18 protein-coding genes are annotated in these 22,755 nt (G+C 66.7%); 9 read left to right on the forward strand and 9 right to left on the reverse strand.

What is annotated here, in order from left to right; all coding sequences use genetic code 11:
• The first annotated feature begins 2 nt into the window (after window positions 1-2).
• Window positions 3-1,490 carry a protein adenylyltransferase SelO gene (locus tag EPO41_RS02375; RefSeq protein WP_296319821.1) on the forward strand — a complete coding sequence of 496 codons (1,488 nt, stop codon included), beginning with the start codon at window positions 3-5 and terminating at the stop codon, window positions 1,488-1,490.
• A 79-nt stretch (window positions 1,491-1,569) separates the two neighbouring features.
• Here EPO41_RS02375 and EPO41_RS02380 read toward each other — a convergent pair whose 3' ends face one another.
• Complete coding sequence (locus EPO41_RS02380) at window positions 1,570-3,378, reverse strand: sulfatase-like hydrolase/transferase (RefSeq protein WP_296319823.1); 1,809 nt, start codon at window positions 3,376-3,378, stop codon at window positions 1,570-1,572.
• A gap of 22 nt (window positions 3,379-3,400) precedes the next feature.
• Window positions 3,401-4,876, reverse strand: a complete 1,476-nt coding sequence (locus EPO41_RS02385) for a cobyric acid synthase (protein WP_296319825.1) — start codon at window positions 4,874-4,876, stop codon at window positions 3,401-3,403.
• A gap of 156 nt (window positions 4,877-5,032) precedes the next feature.
• Between EPO41_RS02385 and EPO41_RS02390 the strand changes: the two genes are divergently transcribed.
• The 4 genes from EPO41_RS02390 (at window position 5,033) to EPO41_RS02405 (ending at window position 8,279) form a co-directional block, all read left to right on the forward strand.
• Window positions 5,033-5,662: a HupE/UreJ family protein gene (locus EPO41_RS02390; protein ID WP_296319827.1), complete on the forward strand. Its 630-nt coding sequence runs from the start codon at window positions 5,033-5,035 to the stop codon at window positions 5,660-5,662.
• Between the two features lie 108 nt (window positions 5,663-5,770).
• A complete protein-coding gene (gene bluB / locus EPO41_RS02395; protein WP_296319828.1) occupies window positions 5,771-6,409 on the forward strand; it encodes a 5,6-dimethylbenzimidazole synthase in 639 nt (212 codons plus the stop codon).
• A gap of 105 nt (window positions 6,410-6,514) precedes the next feature.
• Window positions 6,515-7,837: a H(+)/Cl(-) exchange transporter ClcA gene (gene clcA / locus EPO41_RS02400; protein WP_296319830.1), complete on the forward strand. Its 1,323-nt coding sequence runs from the start codon at window positions 6,515-6,517 to the stop codon at window positions 7,835-7,837.
• A 118-nt stretch (window positions 7,838-7,955) separates the two neighbouring features.
• A complete protein-coding gene (locus tag EPO41_RS02405; protein ID WP_296319832.1) occupies window positions 7,956-8,279 on the forward strand; it encodes a hypothetical protein in 324 nt (107 codons plus the stop codon).
• A 7-nt stretch (window positions 8,280-8,286) separates the two neighbouring features.
• Here EPO41_RS02405 and EPO41_RS02410 read toward each other — a convergent pair whose 3' ends face one another.
• The 6 genes from EPO41_RS02410 to EPO41_RS02435 are packed head-to-tail and all read right to left on the reverse strand — an operon-like array spanning window position 8,287 to window position 14,651.
• Window positions 8,287-9,378 carry a phospholipase gene (locus tag EPO41_RS02410; RefSeq protein ID WP_296319834.1) on the reverse strand — a complete coding sequence of 364 codons (1,092 nt, stop codon included), beginning with the start codon at window positions 9,376-9,378 and terminating at the stop codon, window positions 8,287-8,289.
• A complete protein-coding gene (locus EPO41_RS02415) occupies window positions 9,378-11,018 on the reverse strand; it encodes a GMC family oxidoreductase N-terminal domain-containing protein (RefSeq protein WP_296319836.1) in 1,641 nt (546 codons plus the stop codon). The genes EPO41_RS02410 and EPO41_RS02415 overlap by 1 nt, the downstream gene beginning before the upstream one ends.
• A gap of 16 nt (window positions 11,019-11,034) precedes the next feature.
• A complete protein-coding gene (panB, locus tag EPO41_RS02420) occupies window positions 11,035-11,874 on the reverse strand; it encodes a 3-methyl-2-oxobutanoate hydroxymethyltransferase (protein ID WP_296319838.1) in 840 nt (279 codons plus the stop codon).
• A 24-nt stretch (window positions 11,875-11,898) separates the two neighbouring features.
• On the reverse strand, window positions 11,899-13,395 hold the full coding sequence (locus EPO41_RS02425) for an ATP-binding protein (RefSeq protein WP_296319840.1): 1,497 nt from the start codon (window positions 13,393-13,395) through the stop codon (window positions 11,899-11,901).
• Window positions 13,396-13,402: 7 nt separating this feature from the next.
• The gene (locus EPO41_RS02430; RefSeq protein WP_296319842.1) at window positions 13,403-14,212 is read right to left on the reverse strand and encodes a response regulator transcription factor; all 810 of its coding nucleotides are present in this window, start codon (window positions 14,210-14,212) and stop codon (window positions 13,403-13,405) included.
• Window positions 14,142-14,651: a hypothetical protein gene (locus EPO41_RS02435; RefSeq protein WP_296319844.1), complete on the reverse strand. Its 510-nt coding sequence runs from the start codon at window positions 14,649-14,651 to the stop codon at window positions 14,142-14,144. The genes EPO41_RS02430 and EPO41_RS02435 overlap by 71 nt, the downstream gene beginning before the upstream one ends.
• A 185-nt stretch (window positions 14,652-14,836) precedes the next feature.
• Here EPO41_RS02435 and pepN point away from each other — a divergent pair, with 185 nt between their 5' ends.
• A complete protein-coding gene (gene pepN, locus EPO41_RS02440) occupies window positions 14,837-17,488 on the forward strand; it encodes an aminopeptidase N (protein ID WP_296319847.1) in 2,652 nt (883 codons plus the stop codon).
• Between the two features lie 132 nt (window positions 17,489-17,620).
• Window positions 17,621-18,031 carry a hypothetical protein gene (locus EPO41_RS02445; protein ID WP_296319848.1) on the forward strand — a complete coding sequence of 137 codons (411 nt, stop codon included), beginning with the start codon at window positions 17,621-17,623 and terminating at the stop codon, window positions 18,029-18,031.
• Here EPO41_RS02445 and EPO41_RS02450 read toward each other — a convergent pair.
• A complete protein-coding gene (locus EPO41_RS02450; protein ID WP_296319851.1) occupies window positions 18,028-19,602 on the reverse strand; it encodes a GMC family oxidoreductase N-terminal domain-containing protein in 1,575 nt (524 codons plus the stop codon). The two genes, EPO41_RS02445 and EPO41_RS02450, sit on opposite strands and share 4 nt — an antisense overlap.
• Window positions 19,603-19,689: 87 nt before the next feature.
• Between EPO41_RS02450 and EPO41_RS02455 the strand changes: the two genes are divergently transcribed.
• Together EPO41_RS02455 and EPO41_RS02460 are read left to right on the forward strand one after the other, a co-directional pair.
• Complete coding sequence (locus tag EPO41_RS02455) at window positions 19,690-20,928, forward strand: Zn-dependent hydrolase (RefSeq protein WP_296319854.1); 1,239 nt, start codon at window positions 19,690-19,692, stop codon at window positions 20,926-20,928.
• Between the two features lie 217 nt (window positions 20,929-21,145).
• Window positions 21,146-22,753: an ABC transporter substrate-binding protein gene (locus EPO41_RS02460; RefSeq protein WP_296319857.1), complete on the forward strand. Its 1,608-nt coding sequence runs from the start codon at window positions 21,146-21,148 to the stop codon at window positions 22,751-22,753.
• Window positions 22,754-22,755 lie beyond the last annotated feature (2 nt).

The following is a 22,755-nucleotide window of genomic DNA, read 5'->3' on the forward strand; positions in this document are numbered from 1 at the left end:
ACATGGACGCCTTGCTGGGTCTGCCGTTCGACAACAGCTATGCGAGGTTGCCGGAGCGGTTCTATGCCCGGCTGGCGCCCACGCCGGTGGCGGCGCCGCGGCTGGTGAAGCTGAACGAGGCGCTTGCCGAGCAGCTCGGTCTCGATCCCGGAGCGCTGGCCTCGCCGCAGGGTGTGGAGATGCTGGCCGGCAACCGCGTGGCGCCGGGATCGGAGCCGATTGCGCTCGCCTACGCCGGTCACCAGTTCGGTAACTTCGTGCCGCAACTCGGCGATGGCCGCGCCATCCTGCTGGGCGAGGTCGTGGACCGCGACGGCCGGCGCCGCGATATCCAGCTCAAGGGCTCGGGCCCAACGCCCTTCTCGCGTAGCGGCGATGGCCGCGCCGCGGTCGGGTCGGTGCTGCGCGAATACATCGTGAGCGAGGCGATGGCAGCGCTCGGTATCCCGACGACCCGCTCGTTGGCCGCCGTCACGACCGGCGAGCCGATCTGGCGCGACGGCGAATTGCCGGGCGCCGTGCTGACGCGCGTCGCCTCCAGCCACATCCGCGTCGGCACCTTCCAGTTCTTCGCGGCACGCGGCGACACCGAGGCGCTGCGCCTGCTCGCCGACCATGTGATCGCGCGGCATTACCCGCAGGCCCGCGAGGTCGCCGAGCCCTATCGGGCCCTGTTCCAGGCGGTGATCGCCCGGCAGGCCTCGTTGGTGGCGAAGTGGCTGCTCGTCGGCTTCATCCATGGCGTGATGAACACCGACAATTGCTCGATTGCCGGAGAGACCATCGACTACGGCCCCTGCGCCTTCATGGACGCCTACAATCCCGAGACGGTGTTCAGCTCGATCGACCAGCAGGGCCGCTACGCCTATGCCCACCAGCCGGGCATCGCGCATTGGAACCTGGCGCGATTCGGCGAGACCCTGCTGCCGCTGCTGGCCGAGGACGGCGACAAGGCGCTGGCGATCGCCAACGAGGTGCTGGGTACCTATCGCGCGCACTACGTCGATGCGCTGATCGGCGGCCTGCGCCGCAAGCTCGGCCTGTTCACCGAAGAGGAGGGCGATGCCGCGCTGGCGCAGGATCTGCTCAACGCCATGACCGACGGGCAGGCCGACTTCACGCTCACCTTCCGCCGCCTGGGAGAGGCCGCCGCCGATCCCGCGGCCGACGCCGAAGTGCGCGGCCTGTTCGAGAACAAGCCCGAATCGTTCGACGCCTGGCTCCCGCGCTGGCGGGATCGCCTGTCCCGCGAACCGCAGGACGGCGCCAGCCGGCGCGCGGCGATGCATGCCGTGAATCCACTCTACATCCCGCGCAATCATAGGGTTGAATTGGCGCTCACCGCCGCCGCCGAGCGTGGCGATTACGCGCCATTCGAGGAATTGCTCACGGTGCTGGCGAAGCCGTACGAGGAGCGGCCGGACTTCGCCGCTTACGCCGAACCGCCGCCAGAGGACCAGCGCGTCTATCGGACGTTCTGCGGGACGTAGGCCGAGCGAAGCTCGGCCGCTGAGCGGCAGGACATTGCGCAGCAATGTCCGGGAGCGTCGAAGAAAGAACGATCACAGGTCAAAGATTGACGGCGGTCGGCCGCGCATCCTTCCAGTCGATCCATCGGTCGAGATGCATGAACCGTCCGTCGTCGGTGCCGATCTCGCGGGCGATCAGGGCGTTCAATTTGCCGTTCATCATCGCGATCAGGTCGCGGTTGCGGTCGAAATCGTGGGCCAGGTTCACGATCTCGTCGGGATCGTTCACGAGGTCGTAGAGTTCGAGGTCGTTCTTCGCCCGCAGTTCCTCGAGCGTCGCCGGCGTGTTGAAGCCGTGGAACGGGAAGTAGCGGCTGAACTTGTGGCGCTCGTCGACGACGGAGCGGATGCAGACGCGAAGCTTCCAGTCGACCGGGAACGACTCGATCTTCTTGAATTGTTCCGACCGGGCGATCGATTTGTCCTGCAGGGTTTCGTAGAGAGTGCGCGTGAAATTGGCGTCGTGCACCATGAGCTGGCTGTAGCAGAACAGCGTGCCGACACGCCTCTGAGTGAAGGCGGGATTGGCCGGCTGGTGCAGCAGGGACGAGAAATCCTGCCCCTTCATCCGCGTCATCGTGTCGGCGACCGGCGCCGTCGACTTGCCCGTCAGCGCGACGATGGTCGGTACGAAATCGAGATGCGAGGTGAGCTCCAGGCAGCGCTGGCCGCCCTTGATCTCCGGATGCACCACCAGCATCGGCACGTGGTTCTGCTGGCTGTAGGTCGTCGTGCCCTTGCCCTGCAGGCCGCCGTGACTGGCCAGCAGCTCGCCGTGGTCCGACGTGAAGATCACGATGGTCTTGTCGGTGAGTCCCAGCCGGTCGAGTTGCTCCAGCACCTGCACGATCTGCTGGTCGGCGTCGCGAATGGCGTTGAAGTAGTAATTCTGCCGGAGCCGCATGCGCCATTCCTCCTGCGGGATCAGCCCGGTCAGGATGGCGTTGGCGCCTTTATAGATGCGATGCGCCGGCACGCGGTCGGGCGTGTCGAGCGACTGCTGCCAGGTCTTCTGCAGCGGAATCTCGTTCCATTCCTGCCGATAGAAGGAATCGTCCGGCGGATGGTCGATCTTGAGCTTGGCCTCGACCGCCTGCACCGGCTTCTCGCCGCGCCTGTCGGTGTTCACCCACATGACGTCGTGCGGGTTCACGAGATTGACCGCGAGATACCAGGGCTGCTTCCGGTCGGTCATCGGCCGGCCCTTGGCCTTCAGCCACTGGATGGCCTGGGCCGCCGTGATCTGGTCGTACTGGTAGCCGCCCTGCGCGCCTTCGATGAAGTCGCCGACACCGGTATAGTCGTAGAAGCCGTAGTCGCGATCCATCATGGTCTCGAACAGCGTCTTGATGTCGTCGGCATGGTTCTCCATCGCCATCGCGCCGTTCAGGTGCCACTTGCCCTTGTAGGCGGTGTAGTAGCCCATCTTGCGCAGGATCTTGCCGATGGTCGGCAACGAAGGATCCAGGCTCTTCATGTAGGGCACGCCGGCATTGTCGAAGATGCCGTTATGCGGCATGTGCAGGCCGGTATAGATCACCGCGCGCGAGGCCGAGCACATGTCCGCCGCGATCTGGTGGTTCTCGAAGAATGTTCCCATCGTGCGCAGCCGCTCGTGTCCCGGCAGCGGTATGGGCCAGCGGGGGCCCATGTAATGTTCCTGGTCCGTCAGGATGAAGAGGATGTTGTAGCCGCCCTCGTTCGAACCCGGCGCCTCGGCGGACGGGAAGGCCGATTCGATGCCGCCGGTGATGCGGGCCGTCTGCGCCCGGGCGGGCGTTTCGCAAGCGGCATTGACCGCGAGAGCGGCGCCGCCGGCGATGAAGGTCCTGCGCGAAGGATGGGTCACGGAGTCCTCGGAAAGAGTTCGCCTACTTCGTAGCACCGATCCGGGGCGCGCGTGCGATGTCCAGGAGCCGCGCACAATCGACATGCTCTTCGAGATGATCGGCCAGTCGGTCGAGCGTGTCCTCTATTCCCGCCTCGTAGTCGAAACCGGAACTCGCGGCGCCGATGCGCTGCAGCCAGTGACGCCGCTGGCGATCGTCGGCCAGCAGACCGTGGATGTAGCAGCCGGCAACCCGACCGCTCGCGTCGATCGCGCCATCGGTGCCGCCGCCGTCGAGTTCGAGCAGTGGGCGCGCGCTCGTGATCGTGCGGCCAACATGCATCTCATAGCCCTTGAACGGCACGCCCTCGTCCTTTGTCTTGCCGGTGACCTCGATCAGGACCTTGTCGCCGCCCAGCACGGTCTCCGCGTCGAGCAGGCCCAGCCCCTCGACGCTGCACGGCGGTCCTTCGATTCCGTCGGGATCGGCGACGCGTCGGCCCAGCATCTGATAGCCGCCGCAGAGTCCCAGCACGTGGCCGCCGCGCCGCAGATGAGCCTTGAGATCGATGTCCCAGCCGGCCTCGCGCAGGGCGCCGAGGTCGGCGATCGTGGCTTTGGACCCGGGCAGGACGACCAGCGTCGCATCGCCCGGGATCGGCTGGCCGGGCTGCACGAACACGACGTCGACGTCCGGCTCCTGGCGCAGCGGATCGACATCGTCGAAGTTGGCGAGGTGCGGATAGGCCAGCACGACGATCTTCACGATGCCGCCCGGCGCCATGGATACGGGCAGGCTGAGCGCATCCTCGGCGGGGAGCCGGACGGCCTCCGGGAAGTAGGGCACGAGGCCGAGTGCCGGCCAGCCGGTCCGCTCCGCGATCAGCGTCATGCCGTCGGTGAACAGGCTCGCATCGCCGCGGAAACGGTTGACGATGAAACCCTCGATCATCGCCGCGTCTTCGGGATCGATCACCGCCCGGGTGCCGACGAGGCTCGCGATGACGCCGCCGCGGTCGATGTCGCCCACGAGCACGACCGGCACGCCCGCAGCCCGCGCGAAGCCCATGTTGGCGATGTCGTCGGCGCGCAGATTGACTTCGGATGCCGACCCCGCGCCCTCCACCAGCACGAGATCGGCTTCTTCAGCGAGACGGCCGAAACTGTCGAGCACGGAATCGAGAAGGCCCGCCTTGATGCTCTGGTAGTCGCGCGCCCAGGTATTGCCCACGACCCGGCCCTGCACGACGAGCTGGGCGCCGACATCGCTCTGCGGCTTCAGCAGCACCGGGTTCATGTGGACGCTGGCGGCCACGCGGGCGGCGCGCGCCTGCAGCGCCTGGGCACGGCCGATCTCGCCGCCGTCGGCCGTGACGGCGGCATTGTTGGACATGTTCTGCGGCTTGAACGGCCGCACCCGGAGGCCCCGCCGCACGAAGGCCCGGGCGAGGCCCGCGACCAGCAATGATTTGCCGACATCGGAGCCGGTCCCCTGGATCATCAGTACGCGCGCTTGCATGGATCTCGGAAAGAGGAGCAAAAAGAGGGAGCAAACTGAGTGTATGCAAATTTCACTTAAAATGCGAATAATGGATTGACGGGCGCGAACGCAGGGCCGCATCTGGAATGAACAGGAGCCCCAAGAAACGTGTCAAAGGAAAGACCTGGGAAGGCGATGTCGGTTTCGAAGCGATTTTGGGGGCTGTCGTGGGGCGTGCTGTTCGCTGTGTGGCAAGTGTCGGCACTCGCCCAACCGGCTGTCGAGGACGAGCTGCCGAAGACCTTCGCCGAGGGCTTCATGCAGGGCGTGGGCCTGCCTGTGATCAGCATCTATCATCTCGCTGCCATGATCGGGATCGGCATCCTGGTCGGTATCGCCGCGCGAGGCATCATACCCGTCCTGGCCTTCGGCGTGGCCGCCATCGCCGGCGTGGGAATACAGCTCAGCCCCTATGACATTCCGGCGGACGGCCTCTTCGTGGCCCTGACGACGATGGTCATCGGCGTCCTCATCCTGCTGCGACAACCGCTCAGTCCCACGGTGGCGTCGATCGTCTTCGCCGTCGCGGGGCTGGTGCATGGCTATTCCCTCGGCTCGGTGCTGGTGGGCGCCGATGCCGTGCCGATCGTCGCCTATGTCACGGGCCTGCTGGTCGCCCAGACCGCGCTCGGCGTCGCCTCCTGCGCCATCACCTTGGGCGCGACCAGGTGGCCGGCGCGGCGGACCGCGTTGATGATCGCCGGCTGCCTCGTGATGGTGGCGGGCGGCGTCGCCGCCATCGAAGCGGCCGGCCTGATCGGCTGAAGCCTGCGTCCCCGCGCACCGGAGTCGAATGCCGTCGACCGTCCGCTGTCATGATCCCTCTGCGAGGGGTATGACCATTCTCGTTCTTTCGTTCATTCGGTGGAGTTGATGGCGCATCCGGTTTTCGACGCGGCCTTCCGGGCCGAGTTCCGCGAACTCGTCCTGTGGCGGCGCGACGTGCGCCGCTTCCGTACCGATCCGGTGGCGCGCGAACGCATCGACGCGCTGCTGGAGGTGGCGAGCCATGCCCCATCGGTCGGCCTCAGCCAGCCCTGGCGGTTCGTGCATGTCGAATCGGCGGAGCGCCGCCGCGCCGTGGTGGAGAGCTTCACGCAGGCGAACGAGCAGGCGCTCGCGGGATACGCCGGCGAGAAGCACGCGATCTATGCCGGCCTGAAGCTCGCGGGCCTCAAGGAAGCGCCGGTCCATCTCGCCGTCTTCTCCGATGACGGCACGCACACCGGCAGCGGTCTCGGCCAGCAGACCATGCCGGAAACGCTGCATTACTCCGTGGTGGCGGCGATCCAGACCCTGTGGCTGGCCGCGCGCGCCGACGGGATCGGCATGGGCTGGGTCTCGATTCTCGATCCGAGGAAGGTGACGCAAGCGCTCGATGTGCCGGCCGGCTGGAACCTCGTCGCCTACCTGTGCCTCGGCTTCCCGGCCGAGGAGCATCTCGATCCCGAACTCGAGCGGCATCACTGGGAAGTGCGCAGCGACCTTGCCGATGTCGTCTTCACGCGTTGACGCTTTGACACGCTTTCTTTGCCGGGCATTATTGCGCTGCACCGTGGGAGGGTATGTGTGACATCAGGGGATCGGCCGCCAGAGCAATCGATCTCCGATGGCGCCTTGTACTTTCTGGCAGGCCTTTGCGGGCTGGCCACCGGTGTCTTGGGCGCGGCCTTCCATCTCGTCGTCGATACACTGGTCCGGTGGCCGTCCTGGCTGGTGGCGTACCTCGGACACGGGGCTCTCACCCTTGCGGCAGCCGCCGCGATTGCCGCCGCCGCACTGGTCGCGGCCTTCTTCCTCACGCGCCTTGTCGCACCCGAAGCGGCCGGCAGCGGCGTCCAGGAAATCGAAGGAGCGATGGAGGGATTGCGCGACGTACGCTGGCGGCGCGTGTTGCCGGTGAAATTCGTTGGCGGCGTGCTGGCCCTGTCGTCCGGGCTCGTGGCGGGCCGCGAGGGTCCGACCATCCACATGGGTGCGTCGATCGCGCAGGCCGTCTCGGAGCGCATGAAGCTCTCGGAGGCGGAGTTGCGCGGTCTGCTCGCCGCCGGTGCAGCGGCCGGCCTCGCGGCCGCCTTCAATGCGCCGCTGGCTGCGATCCTTTTCGTGATCGAAGAGACGCGCAAACAGTTCCGCTACACGCTGCGCTCCTACACCGCCGTCATCATCGCCTCGACGGCCAGCGCCGTCGGAATGGAACTGGTGGGCGGTACCGCGCCGCAGCTCAAGCTCGACAATGCCGAGATGCCGCTGTCGCTGCTGCCGGCGTTCTTCGTGCTCGGCGTGTTCCTGGGCGGACTCGGCATCGTCTTCAACCGCACGCTGCTCTTCCTGCTTGACTGGGTGGCGGCTGCCTTTCGCAAAGTGCCGTTCTTGCCGGCGCTCGTGGTCGGGGCTGCGATCGGCGTGCTGGCGCTCGTGCTGCCTCTGGCCGTCGGCGGCGGCGAACTGCTGATTCCGGGCCTCGTCACCGCCAACCTGCCGATCCAGATTCTGTTGCTGCTCTGCCTGTTGCGGTTCGTCGGCGTCATGGTGAGCTATCCGGTCGGTGTTCCCGGCGGCATCTTCGCGCCTCTGCTGACGCTTGCCACCACGGTGGGCCTGATCGCGGCCTCGCTGCTGCAGATGGCCGTGCCGCTGCCGCCGCTGACGGGTGCGGCCTTCGCCATCGCCGCGATGGGCGGGCTGTTTTCCGCTTCCATTCGCGCGCCGCTGGTCGGCGTCGTGCTGGCGGCCGAGCTGACCGGCGGCTACGCGCTCATCCTGCCGCTGATCGTGACCTGTGTGACGGCCAACGCCGTATCGCAGGCATTGGGCGGACGGCCGATCTACGAACTGCTGCTGGAGCGCACCCTGCGGCTCGCCGGGAAGGCGCCGCTGCCGCCGGTCACGACCGGCGTTCTCTCACCGGTCGGCGTGGACGAGGGACGCCGCTCCTAGCCGGGCGTTCACATCGGTGTAGCCGCACCCAGAGGGGGAAGATGACATGACACGCGTTTTGCTCGTTGGGCTACGGCCCGAAGCCGTCGACTTTTCGGATCCCGCACTGCCGCCAGGCATGAATGCAGAGAAGATTCGTGCGGGAATTGCTCTGACCCTGGCGCAAATGGCCGATCGCGGCTGGCATGCCGAGTCCTGCCTGGTCGAACCCGACGCGACCGCCGCTCACACTCTGGAACGGCAGCTCGGTACCGCGTCGTACGATTGCGTCGTTGTCGGCGCCGGCGTTCGACTGCCGCCCAAAAGTCTCCTGTTGTTCGAGAGCATCATAAATGCCGTGCATCGGGGCGCGCCAAACGCCTCGATCGCATTCAACACGCGACCGGAAGACAGCGCCGACGCCGCTGCCCGCCGGCTATCCTCGCTCGCGTCTGCGAGATGACGGAACCCTAGTTCGCGCGGGGCAGGAACCAGTCGAGGATCCGCGCATTCTCGTCGCGCGGATAGGTATGCGAGAGGTCGGTGATCTCGCGATAGGTCACATCGGCGCTGGCCTGCTGCAGCGCGCGCTGCGCGCCCTGCGCCATCTCCGGCGGGAACATCCAGTCCTGTGTGCCGTGAACGATGTGCACCGGCAGGCCGCGGACGCGGTCGGCATCGGCGAAGGTCATCAGCATGGGATGGAAGCTCGCGGCGATCGGCGCGAGATGGGTGAAGCGGCAATCGCCGCGCAGGCCGATCACATAGGTGAAGGTGCCGCCGTCGCTCATGCCGGTCAGGAGCTGGTGCGCGGCGTCGATGTTCCAGTCGTTGGCGACGTCCTCGGCCATGCGATCGATGCGTGGTCCGTCGACCTCCGGCTCCATCAGCGACCAGGTGGCGCCGGATGCCGTGGGCGCCAGCACGATGAAGCCGCGCGTGCGCGCCTCGCGCACCCAGCTCCACAGGAAGGCACCGCCGTTGCCGCTGCCGCCATGCAGCGCCACGACCAGCGGCCAGCTCTTCGCCGGGTCGTAGTACTCAGGCACGTAGAGCGAAAAGGCGCCGCGGGTGCCGGACGGGCCGGCAATGTGCATGAAGCCCACGCCCTCGCGCGTCGGATCGGAGGCGGCGAGACGAGCCTGCAGATCGGCGTCGCTGCGCGCGGCCTGTTCGAGGAAGAAGTTGCTGATGGGTTTCAGATAGGGCGACAGCGGATACAGCGACTCGCAGGCGCGCGGATAGCCCCGCAGCGCGCGATAGGCGGCGACGATGGGCTGCGGCGCCTCGGGCGCGGCGAGCAGGCCCGTGATCGCCTCGCCGGCGAACACCGCCGCCCGCTCCAGATGATCGCGCACCGGGGCCAGCCGTCCCGGCCAGTCGAGCGCGCGCGAGGCGTCCAGCGCCGGGCCGAGATCGTCGTTGCGGCCGGCCAGGGCTTCGAGCACCTGCGGCAGGCTCTGCGGCGAGAGGTGCCGGCTGGCGAACTCGATGGCATGAAGAGCGCGCAGGGTCGCGGGCACCAGCGCGGAGAGGGCGTCGATGGCGGCCTCTTCGGACATCAGTCCTTCAGGATCGTCGCTTCGAGCGGCGGCTTGCCGCGGATCATGTCGGCCGCCTTCTCGGCGATCATCAGCACCGAGGCATTGAGGTTGGCGGACGGCATGGTCGGCATGATCGAGGCATCGACCACGCGCAGGCCTTCGAGCCCGCGCACGCGCAACTGGTCGTCTACGACGGCGGTCGGGTCGCTGTCCGGCGCCATGCGGCACGAGCCCATCAGATGGAACGTCGTGGTGCCGCGTTCCTTGGCGGCCTGCATCAGGTCGGCATCCGACTGCTTCTCTGCGCCGGGGAACTCTTCACGGTCGTAGTATTTGCTGAGCGCCTTCGAGCCCAGCAGGCGCCGGGCCAGCTTCATACCCGCCAGCAGCACACGCCGGTCGCTCTCCGCGCCCAGGTAATTCGGCTGGATGATCGGATGCTCGAAGGGATCGGCGGAGCGGGCGCGGACATAGCCGATCGAGTCGGGCCGCTGCTGCCACGAGGCGATGGTCATGCCGGGGAAGTCGTCAAGCGTCGACTGCACGCCTTCCTTGTAGCTCGCCGGCGTGAAGGTGAGCTGCAGGTCGTAGTTCTCGATGCTCTCGTCGGACTTCCAGAAGACGTAGATCAGCGTCGGATTGAGCGTCAGCAGGCCCTTGCGCATCGTGACGTATTTCAGGATCTCGCCGGCGAGACGCAGTCCCTTGGAGCGCTCGTTGATGCTGGTGGCGTTCTTCACACGCGCGACGAAGCGGGGCGCATAGTGGTCGCGCAAATTCTCGCCGACACCCGCCAGCTCGTGCTTCACCTCGATGCCCAGAGACTTCAGCAGGGGTGCCGGACCGATGCCCGAAAGCTGCAGGAGCTGCGGCGAGTTCACGGTGCCGCCGCTCAGGATGACCTCCTTCCGCGCACGGACTTCCATCGGCGTGCCGCTGCGGCCGCCCTTGCGGTAGCGCACGCCGACGGCGCGTTTGCCCTCGAGCACGACCGACGTCGCCTGCGCGTGGGTGCGCACCGTGAGGTTGGGCCGCGACATGGCGGGATGCAGGTAGCCGCGCGCGGCGCTGACCCGGCGGCCGTTCCTGATGATGCGCTGGACGTAGCTCACGCCTGCCTGCTTCGTGCCGTTGTAGTCGGGGTTGCGCGGGATGCCCTGTTCCACCGCGCCCTCGATGAAGGCCTCGCACAGGGGATCGCGCCATTCGAGGTCGGTGATGGGCAGGTTGCCTTCGCTGCCGCGGAAGGTCGCGTCGGCGTCGCCCGCCATGCGGTGTTCGCTGCGGCGGAAGTAGGGGAGCACGTCTGAATAGCCCCAGCCGCGATTGCCGCGCTGCGCCCAGCCGTCGAAGTCGAGGCGCTGGCCGCGATTGTAGATGTGGCCATTGATCGAGCTCGAACCGCCCAGGGTCTTGCCGCGCGGGGCGGCGATGGCACGGCCGCCGGTCCATTCGCTGGGCTCGGACTTGTAGAGCCAGTTCACCTTGGGATCGACCAGGGTGTACATGAAGCCGGCCGGGATGTGGATGAAGGGATGCCAGTCGCGCGGACCGGCCTCGAGCACGCAGACCGTGACGTTGGGATCCTCGCTCAACCGGCTCGCGAGCACGCTGCCCGCCGAGCCGGCGCCCACGATCACATAGTCGAAACTCTCCATCCGGTTGCTTCCTCCCTTATGGTCTGGATTGACCACTGGATTTGGGCAGGAAGCAATGCTCCATCGCGGGAAAACGTCGGGCCCGCACATCGGCTGAATAGGCGGCAGCCGCCTCGGATATCTTCCCGCCAAGGTCGGCGTAGCGCTTCACGAACCGCGGGGTGAAATCGCTGAACAGGCCGAACACGTCCTCCGACACCAGGATCTGGCCATCGCAGGCCGGCGAGGCACCGATGCCGATGGTCGGGATCGAGATCGAGGCTGTAATGGCGGCGGCGACCGGCTCCAGGGTTCCTTCCAGCACGACCGCGAAGGCACCGGCGTCGGCCATTGCCTCGGCGTCGCGCGTCACCTGCCTTGCCTCCTCGTTGGAACGGCCGGTCGCCTTGAAGCCGCCGGCCACGTTCACCGCCTGCGGCATCAACCCGACATGCGCGCAGACCGGGATGCCGCGCTGCACGAGGTAGCGCACCGTCGCGGCCATGACCTCGCCGCCCTCGAGCTTCACGCCGCTGGCGCCGGTCTCGGACATGATGCGCGCGGCACTGCGGAAGGCCTGCTCGGGACTCGCCTGATAGCTGCCGAAGGGCAGGTCGACGATCACGCAGGCGCGCTCGGCGCCGCGCATCACGGCCGAGCCGTGGGCGATCATCATGTCGAGCGTGACGGGCAGCGTGCTGTCGAAGCCGTAGACCACCATGCCCAGCGAATCGCCGACCAGCAGCAGGTCGACATGCGGATCGAGCCAGCGCGCCATCTGCGTGGTGTAGGCGGTCAGGCACACGATCGGTTCGCCGCCCTTGCGGGCACGGATCTGCGGCGTGCTCACTCTCCTGGCTGCGGTGACGGCGCTCATGACTCCAGACCTTTCGAAAGCCGGCTAATGGATGACGAACCGCGGCAGCACCATCCTGATCGACAGGCCGCCGCCGGGACGGTTGGCCGCGATGACCTGACCACCCAATGCCTCGACGTTGCGCCGCACGATCCACAGGCCGAGGCCCGAATGCTCGACGGCACGGTCGCTGCCTATGCCATCCTCCGGGCGCAAAGAGAAGTAGCGCTGGAAGACGCTGTCGATCTTCTCGGCGTCGATGCCCGGCCCCTCGTCATCGACCGCCAGTTCCACGGTATCGGCGGAGACGCGCAGCGAAACGGCGATCTTCGAGCCGGTGGGCGAAAAGCTGATCGCGTTCTCGAGCACGTTCTGCAGGACGATCTCCATCATGCCCGTTGCCGTGCGGACGATGGCGCCGCGGTCGAGCTTCACCACGAGGCCGATGTCGCGGGCCGCGAGGATCTCCCGGAAGTGCCGCGCGGCGTCTTCGATGAGGAGCGCGAGGTCGGTCGGCACGCGCGGCGCGTCGATCAGGTCGGCCGTTCCCATGTCGTGGCGCTGGGCGGCATTCACCAGGTTCAGTAGGCGCGCCAGCGAGGAGTCGACGATCTCGAGCGCACGCCGGGCGCGCTGGTCTTCCTCCGGCACGGCGCGGCGCACCGGACGCAGCGCCGACTGCACGGCCGCGAGCGGCGTCTTGAAGGAATGCGCATTGTCCTCGGCCGACTGACGGATTTCGCGCGACACGCGGCGCAGCTCGTGAACCAGCCGGTCGAAGTCGCGCGCCACGCCCGACAGTTCGGGCACCGTGTTGCGCTGGACGAAGGTTGCGTCTGCTGTCCGGCCCAGAGCGATCTCGTCGGCGACGTTGCGGAAGCGGCGCAGGCTGAGGCGAATGCCCAGCGCCACCAGCACGGCGAGCAATGCGCCGACCAGGTAGATCGCCGCGGCGATGCGGATTTCGCGTGTCTGCCAGTAGGGGCGGCCGATCGACGTATTGAGGAAATCCGAGGCGACGTGCGTGGTCGTCAGGATCCAGCAATTGCCCCGGACGCGGATCGGGACGATCGAGGTCAGCAGCTCGACCGTTCCGTCGGCGCGGCTGTAGCGCATCTCGTCGGAGGCGTTCCAGGTACAGGCTTCCGACAGGCGCTGCAGGATGCCGCGCTGGCCGAGCTCCTCCAGTTCCGCCGTCACCGCTTCCGGCGCCAGGGGCGGCGCCGACGCCACCAGGTAGAAACGGCTCGCCGTGCGCGCGGCTGGCGGCTGGTACATCAGCTTCAGGACCGTGCCGCTGCTCGCATACTTTTCGAGCGCGCGGTTGAGGTTCATCGGCTCCGACGGGTCGGTCTCGCGCAGCACCGGGGTCAGCGCCTCGGCGATCAGCGCGCTGCGGTCCTGGACGGCGCGCGTCACCAGGATCTGCATCTGGCCGTCGGCGCTTTCGAACTGCCCGTAGAGGACGATGGGCAGCGCCACGAACAGGCCGATCAGCGCCACCAGCTTCAGCGTGAGCGACGCGGCGAGCCGGCGCAGCACCGGAACGTCAGTCCTTGCCCCAGCGATAGCCGAACGACTGGTAGTTCTGGATCTCGCTGAACTCGGGATCGATGGCGCGGAACTTGTTGCGGATGCGCTTGATGCAGGAGCGGACGTTGGTTCGGTAGCCATTCTCACCGCTCCCCGCGATGAAGCCGACGTAGTGCATGCAGTCGTAGACGGCCCGGTAGCTCACATAGCTGCCGACGTTGGCCGCGAGCGTATGCACGATCTTGAATTCCGTCACCGTCAGGTTGAGGTCGGTCTCGTCCCAGAAGGCGCGGCTGACGGTCGGCTTCAGCAGCAGGCGGCCGCAATGGAAATTGCCTTCGCCATCCGCCGACATCGGCTTGTCGACGCGATCCGCGATGAGCCGCAGGCGGCGGGCCAGGATCGGCACGCCGCGCGACTTGTCGACGAAGTCGATGGCGCCCCGATCCAGCGCAAGCTGTTCGTAGTTGGGCTCGCTGTGTCCCGTCAGGAACACCACCGGAAGGTTGATGCCGGCACGCTGCAGCTTGGGCAGCAGGTCGATGCCGGAGACGCGCGGCAGGCCCCAGTCGAGGACGACGATCTCGATGTCGCCTGCCGTCTCCAGGAATTCGACCAGGCCGGTGCCGTCGCGGAAGGCGGCGACGTCGAAGCCGTAGTCCCCGAGCTCGCCGCTCGCGGCCTCGCGGAAGTCGTCATCGTCCTCCACGAAGGCGATGCGGACGCGTCGGCCGGTTTCGACCCCGGCGTCGCTTTCAGCGTCCGGCCTGTATCCGGGATTGGAGCTGGGCCAGGCAGAGGCGTCGTCCTTCGTCTGTGTCGTCATCGCTCTTCACCTTGTACGAGAGGGTTCCGTACTGCTTGGTTTCGACATCCGGATAGAGCTGGACGTCGAGAATGCACTTGCCGTTGCGGTAGCGCCACTGCTTGCCGGGAGGACGATCCTCCACGCTGGTCGGCGGTCCGAGCAGGGCGCGCAACTCGGACTCGCGATAGCCGGTCAGCAAGGGCGCCGGCGTCTCGGCCGCCGCCGTGGGAGCGGCAGCAACATCGGCCGCGGCTGCCGCCGATACCGGCTTCGCGGGCCGCGCGGCTGCGACCGGCTGCGGTGCGGCCTTGCGCACGGGCGCCGCCGGAGGCGGCGGCTTCGACGCACCGAGGCTGGCCAGATCGTTGCGCGCCGCCTGCATCACATCGCAGCCGGACAGGAGCAGCAATCCCAATCCGACGCCGAAGGTCCGTGTTACCAGAGATCCAATCGTCATCCGCATCCAAGAAAGGCCGGCTGGTAGGCCTAAAGAGGCCATGTGGCGGGTTTGCGGCACGATGCCGTGCCAAGAGCGCGCGATTCCCGTGGGAAGGTCGCTTTCGATCCCTCAGGATTGCGGCGAACGGTCACCCGGGGCAAGCCCGATTTCGTTGAGTGGCGCGGCCGTCGTATGGAGAAACCATGGATATCAGCAAGGACATGACCACGCCGCCCGGGACGATTCGCCGTGTCGACTACACGCCGCCGCCGTTCCTGATCGAAACCGTCGACCTCGATGTCGAGCTTGGGACGGAGACGACCGGCGTCGTCGCGCGACTGGCCGTACGACGCAATCCGGCGGCGCCGTCGCAGCCTGCCGATCTGATCCTCGACGGCAAGAAGATGGAGTTCGTGTCGGTCCGTCTGAACGGCATGCCGGCGGCCCACGAGCTGACGCCGGAGACCCTGACCCTTCGCGGCGTTCCCGACAGTTTCGCGCTCGAGATCACCACGCGCCTGAGTCCACAGGACAATACCGAGCTGACGGGCCTCTACAAGTCACGCGATCTTTTCTGCACGCAGTGCGAGGCCGAAGGCTTCCGCCGCATCACCTATTTCCTCGACCGCCCCGACGTGATGGCGCGCTACACGACGCGCATCGTGGCCGACCGGGCGCTGGCGCCGGTGCTGCTGTCCAACGGCAATCTGGTCGACAGCGGAGATCTCGGGGACGGCCGGCACTTCGCCAAATGGGAAGATCCATTTCCCAAGCCGTCCTATCTGTTCGCGCTGGTCGCGGGGCCGCTCGAATGCCTCGAGGACCGTTTCACGGCGCGCTCCGGTCGCGAGGTGACGCTGCGCATCTACGTCCGCCCCGGCGACGTCGGGCGCTGCGGCCATGCGATGGAATCGCTCAAGAAGTCGATGAAGTGGGACGAGGATGTCTACGGCCTCGAATACGACCTCGATACGTTCATGATCGTCGCCATCGACGACTTCAACATGGGCGCGATGGAGAACAAGGGGTTGAACGTCTTCAACTCGAAGCTCGTGCTGGCCAATCCGGAGACCGCGACCGATCTCGACTATCATTCGATCGAGGCCGTCGTCGCCCACGAATACTTCCACAACTGGACCGGCAACCGCGTCACCTGCCGCGACTGGTTCCAGCTTTCGCTCAAGGAGGGGCTGACCGTTTTCCGCGACCAGCAATTCTCGGCCGACATGGGCTCGGCCGCGGATGCCCGTATCGACGATGTCCGCCGTCTGCGCGCCGGCCAGTTTCCGGAGGATGCCGGGCCGATGGCCCATCCCGTGCGGCCGGATTCGTACATCGAGATCAACAATTTCTACACCGCGACCGTGTACCAGAAGGGGGCGGAGGTGGTGCGGATGATGCACACGCTGCTGGGGCCGGAACGCTTCCGCAAGGGCATCGACCTCTACTTCCAGCGCCATGACGGCCAGGCCGTCACCTGCGACGATTTCGCGAGCGCCATGGAAGACGCGTCGGGCGTCGACCTCGCCCAGTTCCGCCTGTGGTATGCGCAGGCCGGCACGCCGGATGTCAGGGTCGAGGGCCGCTACGACGCCGCGGCAAAGCGCTACACGCTGACGGTCGGCCAGCATCTGCGGCCGACACCCGGGCAGCCGGAGAAGAAGCCGATGCACATCCCGCTCTCCGTCGGGCTGCTCGACGGCGCCGGCCGCGACCTGCCGCTGAAGCTTGCCGGCGAGGCGGCGGCGGGCGGCACGACACGCGTGCTCGATGTGCGCAACACGCGCGACGTTTTCGTCTTCGAGGATGTGCCCGAGGAGCCGGTCGCCTCGTTGCTGCGCGGCTTCTCCGCGCCGGTGAAGCTCGACGCGCCGCGCTCGGACGACGAACTGACCTTCCTGATGGCGCACGACAGCGATCCCTTCGCGCGCTGGGAGGCCGGCCAGCAGCTCGCCGCCCGGTTGATCCTCGAGCTTGTCGAGGCGCGCAAGGCCGGCAAGCCGATGGCCGTGCCGGACCATTTCGTCGACGCCATCCGCCGCACGCTCGACGACCAGCGGCTCGACCGCTCCTTCATCGCCGACGTCGTCACCCTGCCCGGTCTCGCCTTCCTGGGCGAACTGATGCCGGAGATCGACATCGACGGGCTGTGGGCCGCACAGCAGCGCGTTCGTTCGGTCCTGTCCGACCAGCTCGCCGACCGCTGGGGCTCCGTCTATGACGCCAACCACGCATCCGGTCCCTACCGCTTCACGCCCGGGGAGGTGGGACGCCGTCGCCTGCGCAGCACGGCGCTTTCGTACCTCTCGACCGACAAGGGGGATGCGGCGCGGAAGCGGGCGGTCGCCTATTTCGAGAGCGCCGGCAACATGACGGAGTCCATCGCGGGCCTGACCGTGCTGGCGGAACTCGGCGGCGCTGAAGGCGAGGCGGCGCTGGCTGCCTTCTACGAACGCTGGAAGGGCGAGGCGCTGGTCCTCGACAAGTGGTTCGGCATCCAGGCCCGAACGCCGACCGAGGGGACGCTGGAGCGCGTGAAGCGTCTCGTCGACCATCCATCCTACGACCGCCGGAACCCCAACCGCGTCTATTCGCTGATCGGCGCGTTCGCGTCGGGCAATCCGGTGCAGTTCCACCAGGCCGGTGGCGCCGGCTATCGCTTTCTTGCCGACCAGGTCCTGGCCACCGACAGGCTCAATCCGCAGATCGCGGCCCGCCTGCTCGGCCCTCTGGGTTCCTGGCGCCGCTACGACGCGGTCAGGCAGGAGCTGATGAAGCGCGAACTCCAGCGCATCGTCGCCGAGCCTGGCCTGTCGCGCGACGTCTTCGAAATCGCTTCCAAGAGCCTCGCCTGAGGCCTGCATATAATTTCACCCAGAATGCCACTTGAAAGGTTGCCGTAATGATGCAATTATAAAGTGTGGGAAGTGGGTAACGAGTTCCGGCCGGCGCGTGGGGCGCCGGCTCGGAGCCTGGGGTCTAGAAACATGGAAACGAACACGAAATTCATTGTTTCGGGTGTGGCGGCTGCTGTTCTGTCGATTGCAGCCATTGCCTATGCGCAGACGGCCGGGTTCACTGATTCAGCCGGCCCGCAGGCTGTGCAACAATCTGCATCTATGCCGCGATCATCTGTGATGCCAGGTGAAGTGACATGTGCGTCGCAGCATCAGGAGCAACCGGGTCTGTCGACGTCGGATCTGCTGGCCGACAGCTATGAGATCAAGGCGGCGGTTCCGGGCGGCGTCTGGCTGCAGAAGAAGAAGGATGTCTTCTACTGCAACTCCGGCGTCACCAGGGATGACGAAACGATGTGCTGGAAGATCCGCGCTCCGCTCAAGGGCCAGAACTGCACCGACGCCCAGAACCGTGCCCGCTCGAAGGCTCTTCCGAGCTAGGTACCGCTCTGCGGACGGGATCGCTTCAGCTCGTCCGCCATCTTTTCTGCGATCATGACCGTCGTGAAGTGCGTATTGGCGCGCACGACGGTCGGCATGACTGATGCGTCGATGACGCGCAGTCCTGAGACGCCGATCACCCGGCATTCCGGATCGACCACCGAGCGTGGATCGTCCGCGGCGCCCATGCGGCAGGTGCCGCTGGCATGCTGCGCGTCGGAGCATTCGTCGAACATCCAGTCGTCCAGCGCCTGGGATTCGAAAGCATCCTCGATCGAGCGTCCGGTGGTGCCGTATTCGACCCGCGTCGAGATCGCCTTGAAGGCGGGCTGCAGGCAGAGGTCCCGCATCCGCTGCACGCCGTCGCGCATGCGGATGAGATCGCTTTCGTCCGACAGCATGCGCTCGTCGACCCGGGGGTCGATGGCGGGATCGCGCGTGGTGATACGTACCGTGCCCTCGCTGAAGGCCTGGAAGGCCGAGACGGCGAGCCGCGCCCTTGCGGTGCCGCCATCTTCCGCCGGCCGCAGGTTGCCGGCGATCATGATCATGTCGTTGACACCCGCGCCCGCCAGCTCCGAGGAATAGCGCAGGCAGCAATTGGTGTGGCGATGCATCAGCGTGCTCACCCGCGCATCGTCGTGCAGGTCGAGCATGAGGCCAAGGATCGGGTGATCGAGCAGGTGCTCGCCGACCGGCCGCTCGGCCACGACCTCGATGCCAAGGCCCGCGAGCAGCGCGCGCGGACCGATGCCGGAGCGCTGCAGGATCGCCGGCGAATGGATGGCGCCGGCCGACAGGATGACCTCGCGGCGGGCGCGCACGTTGCGGGCTTCGCCGCCGACATTCACGCGGACGCCGCTGACATGCGGGCGATTGCCCTCGAATTGAAGCGTATCGACGACGGCTTCGCCCACGATCGTGAGGTTGGACCGGCCGCGCGCCGGCTCGAGATAGCCGTCATTGGTCGAGATGCGCAGGCCCTGCCGGCTGTTGATCGCGTAGGGTCCGACGCCGCTGCCGGTCGGCGCATTGTGGTCGGCGCACCACGGATAGCCGAGGCCGAGGGCGGCTTCCCTCAGGGCACGATCGACCGTGCCCCATTGATCGACAGGCGCGCGATAGACCGGAATCGGCCCCTGGTTGCCGTGATAGGGCGCGTCGCCGAAATCGACGTCGGTTTCGAGCTTGCGGAAGTAGGGGAGGACCGCCTCCCAGCCCCAACCTGCGGCGCCCAGGGAAGCCCAGTCCTCGAAATCCTCGGGGATGCCGCGAATGGCGATCTGGCCGTTGATGGTCGAGCTGCCGCCGATCGCGCGACCGCGCCACAGGAGCTTCGGTTCCTGGCGCTCGGTGCGGCGCGCCAGCAGCTTCGGGTAGCGGTAGTTGTCGTCGCCGATGGCGCGCAGCGGATTGGGGATGCGCAGGTGGTGCGGCGTTTCGGCGGTGCGGAAGTCGCGGCCGGCTTCGAGCAGCAGCACGCGCAGCGCCGGATCCTCGCTCAGGCGCGCCGCGAGCGTCGCGCCGGCCGAACCGCCGCCGATGATGATGTAGTCGTACTCGTTGTCCATGAGGGGTCACTGCTCTCGAAGGGCTGGCATGCTTCTTGGTAGAATGCCATCGCCCGTTCAGAAAGCCGCATGCAAAAGGAGCGCCGCATGGTCGCAAACGTCCTGGAGGTCAATCCCGAGCGCCTATGGGACAGTCTCGAGCGATCGGCCGAGATCGGACGCTTCCGTGACGTCGGCCTGCGTCGCCTCGCCTTGTCGGCCGAGGACAAGCAGATGCGCGACCTGTTCGTCGAGTGGGCGAGGACGGCGGGCTGCACCGTCGAGATCGATCGTCTCGGCAATATCTTCGCACGCCGGCCGGGTACCGATCCGTCGCTGCCGCCGGTGGCGATCGGCAGCCATCTCGACACGCAGATCTGCGGCGGCCGGTACGACGGCATCCTGGGCGTGCTGTGCGGCCTGGAGGTCGTGCGCACCTTGAACGATCGCGGCCTGCAGACCAAGCGCGGCATCGAGGTGATCTGCTGGACCAACGAGGAAGGCGCGCGCTTCAATCCGCCGATGATGGGCTCCATGGCCTTCGCCAAGGTGCTGACCCTGGAGAGCGTGCTGGCCACCACCGACGATGCCGGTATCACGGTCGAGCGGGCGCTCAACGAGATCGGCTATGCCGGCCCCGCGCCGGTGGGCCGTGAATTCGACGCCTATCTGGAACTGCACATCGAGCAGGCGCCGGTGCTGGACCGCGAGGGCTGCGACGTCGGCATCGTGGTCGGCGGCTACAAGACCCAGGCACTGCGGCTCACGATCAACGGCGATACCGGCCATGCCGGCGGCACGCCGATGGCGCAGCGGCGCAACGCGCTGGTCGGGGCCGGCTACGTCATCGCCGCGGTCAACGACATCGGCCTCGCCTATGCCGAAGACGAGGGCCGCACCACGACGACCCGCATCGAAAGCTTTCCCAACCTCGCCGGCACCTATGCCGAGCAGGTCAAGCTCACCATCGACTTCCGTCACATCGATGCCGACCGCTTCAAGGCGATGCGCGCCGAGGTCGATGCCGCGATTGCGGCGGCGGCGAAGAAGGCCAATGTCGAGATCGAGGTCGCCGAGGGCTGGAGCTGGGGCAGCGAACTGTTTGCGCCGGAATGCATCGAACTGCTGAAGACAACCGCCAAGGAGCTCGGCCTGCCTTATCGCGAGATGCGCAGCCAAGCCGGTCACGATGCCTACGCGGTGGCGACCGTGGCGCCGACGGCGATGATCTTCACGCCGTGCTTCGAGGGTATCAGCCACAACGTGAACGAGGCGATCGAGCTCGCCCGCTCCGTTCCCGGCGCCAACCTCCTGCTGAACGCTGCCGTCGCCCGCGCGAACCGTTAGCTCACTCTTGTCTCCTCCCCCGTAAGACGAGGGAGGGGAAGAATTGGCGTCGGTGGCATGGGATTTGCGTCGTTGCCGCAAAGACTGTTCGCGATTCACGACCCGTTACGGCGGGTGGCATGGGGGTGCAGTCGTCATCGAAGCGTCTTGGGGCGCTGGCGATGGATGACGTGAAAGACGGCGGACGGCGTCCTTTCATCCGATGAATGGTGGCGATATGAAGCGGCGAGTTCTTCTGCAGGGTGCGGCGGGTGCAGCGTTTATGGCGGGCGGGGCACTTCCGGCGGCGGCCCAGAGCCGCGCCGAAACCCTGCGCTATGTGACGGGCGCGACCATCAACACGCTCGATACGACGATGCCCGGCGCGACGCGCGAGGCATTCGGCCTCAGCATGAACGTCTATGATCGGCTGTTCAGCTTCGGCCGCAAGAAGGTGGGCGAGAATTGGGCATTCGATCCCGACACGATCCGCGGCGAACTGGCCAAGTCCTACAGCATCAGCCCCGACAGCAAGGTCATCACGATCACCTTGCGGCCTGATGCGACCTGGCATGACGGCACGCCGGTGACGGCGGAAGACGTAAAGTGGTCGCTCGACCGGCATGTCACGGCGAAGTCCCTCGCGGCGCCGCAGTTCACCACCGGTTCGCTGACCAAGGCCGATCAGTTCAAGATCGTCGATCCGCAGACGGTGACCGTGACGCTCGACAAGCCGGACCGTCTTGCGCTTGCCAACCTGTGCGTCTGCTACGCCATCATGATCAACAGCAAGCTGGCGAAGAAACATGCGACCGCCGACGACCCGTGGGCGATGGAATGGATGAAGACGAATACTGCGGCCAGCGGTGCCTACATCGTGGACAGCCACAAGCCGGGCGAGAGCACGGTGCTCCGCCGCAATGAAAAGTGGATCGGCGGCGCCGGCGGCGCGCTGCCCTTCTTCAAGCGCATCATCATCCAGACGGTGCCGGAGCCCGCGACCCGCGCCAACCTGATCGAGCGCGGCGATGCCGACCTCGCCATCGATCTGGCGGCCAGCGATCTGCCGACCATCGAGAAGTCGGCCAAGTCCAAGGTCGTGTCGATCCCGCAGACCAACGGCTTCACGCACATCTCGATGAACACGCAGATGGCGCCGTTCGACAATCTCAAGGTCCGCCAGGCCGTCGCCATGGCCTTGCCCTACGAGGACATGTTCAAGGCGGCGATCTTCAGCCGCGGCACCAAGCTCTACAACGCGACCTGGTCCACCGTGCCGCCGGATGCGAGCTTCCCGCAGGCCATTCCCAACAAGACGGATCTGGCGAAGGCCAAAGCCCTGCTGGCCGAGGCGGGGCATCCCAACGGCTTTTCCACGACCTTCGCCTTCACCGCGGGCCAAACGGCGACGGCGGAACCGATGGCGGCGCTGGTCAAGGAATCGCTGGGCAAGATCGGCATCCAGGTCGAGATCCAGAAGAAGCCCGATGCCGAGTTCAACACCCTCGAGTCGGAGAAGAAGATGCCGCTCTTCACCGACGGTGCGACCGCGTGGCTGCCCTATACCTACTACTTCTTCTATCTCTACTTCACGCGCGACCAGCGTTGGAACTTCGCGAGCTTCAAGAGCAAGAAGATGGAGGACCTGACGCTCGACGCCCGCTACCAGACGGACAAGGCGAAGTACGAGGAGGACTGCAAGCAGATGATCGAGCTGTTCAACGCGGAGACGCCGTTGATCATGCTGTGGCAGCCCAACCATGACGCCGTGATGGCCAAGTCGGTGGACGGCTATACCTACCAGTTCTACCGCCAGGCCGATTTCCGCGACCTCAAGCGGGTCTAGCA

It is taken from the genome of Reyranella sp., from assembly GCF_004297265.1.
Lineage (GTDB): Bacteria > Pseudomonadota > Alphaproteobacteria > Reyranellales > Reyranellaceae > Reyranella.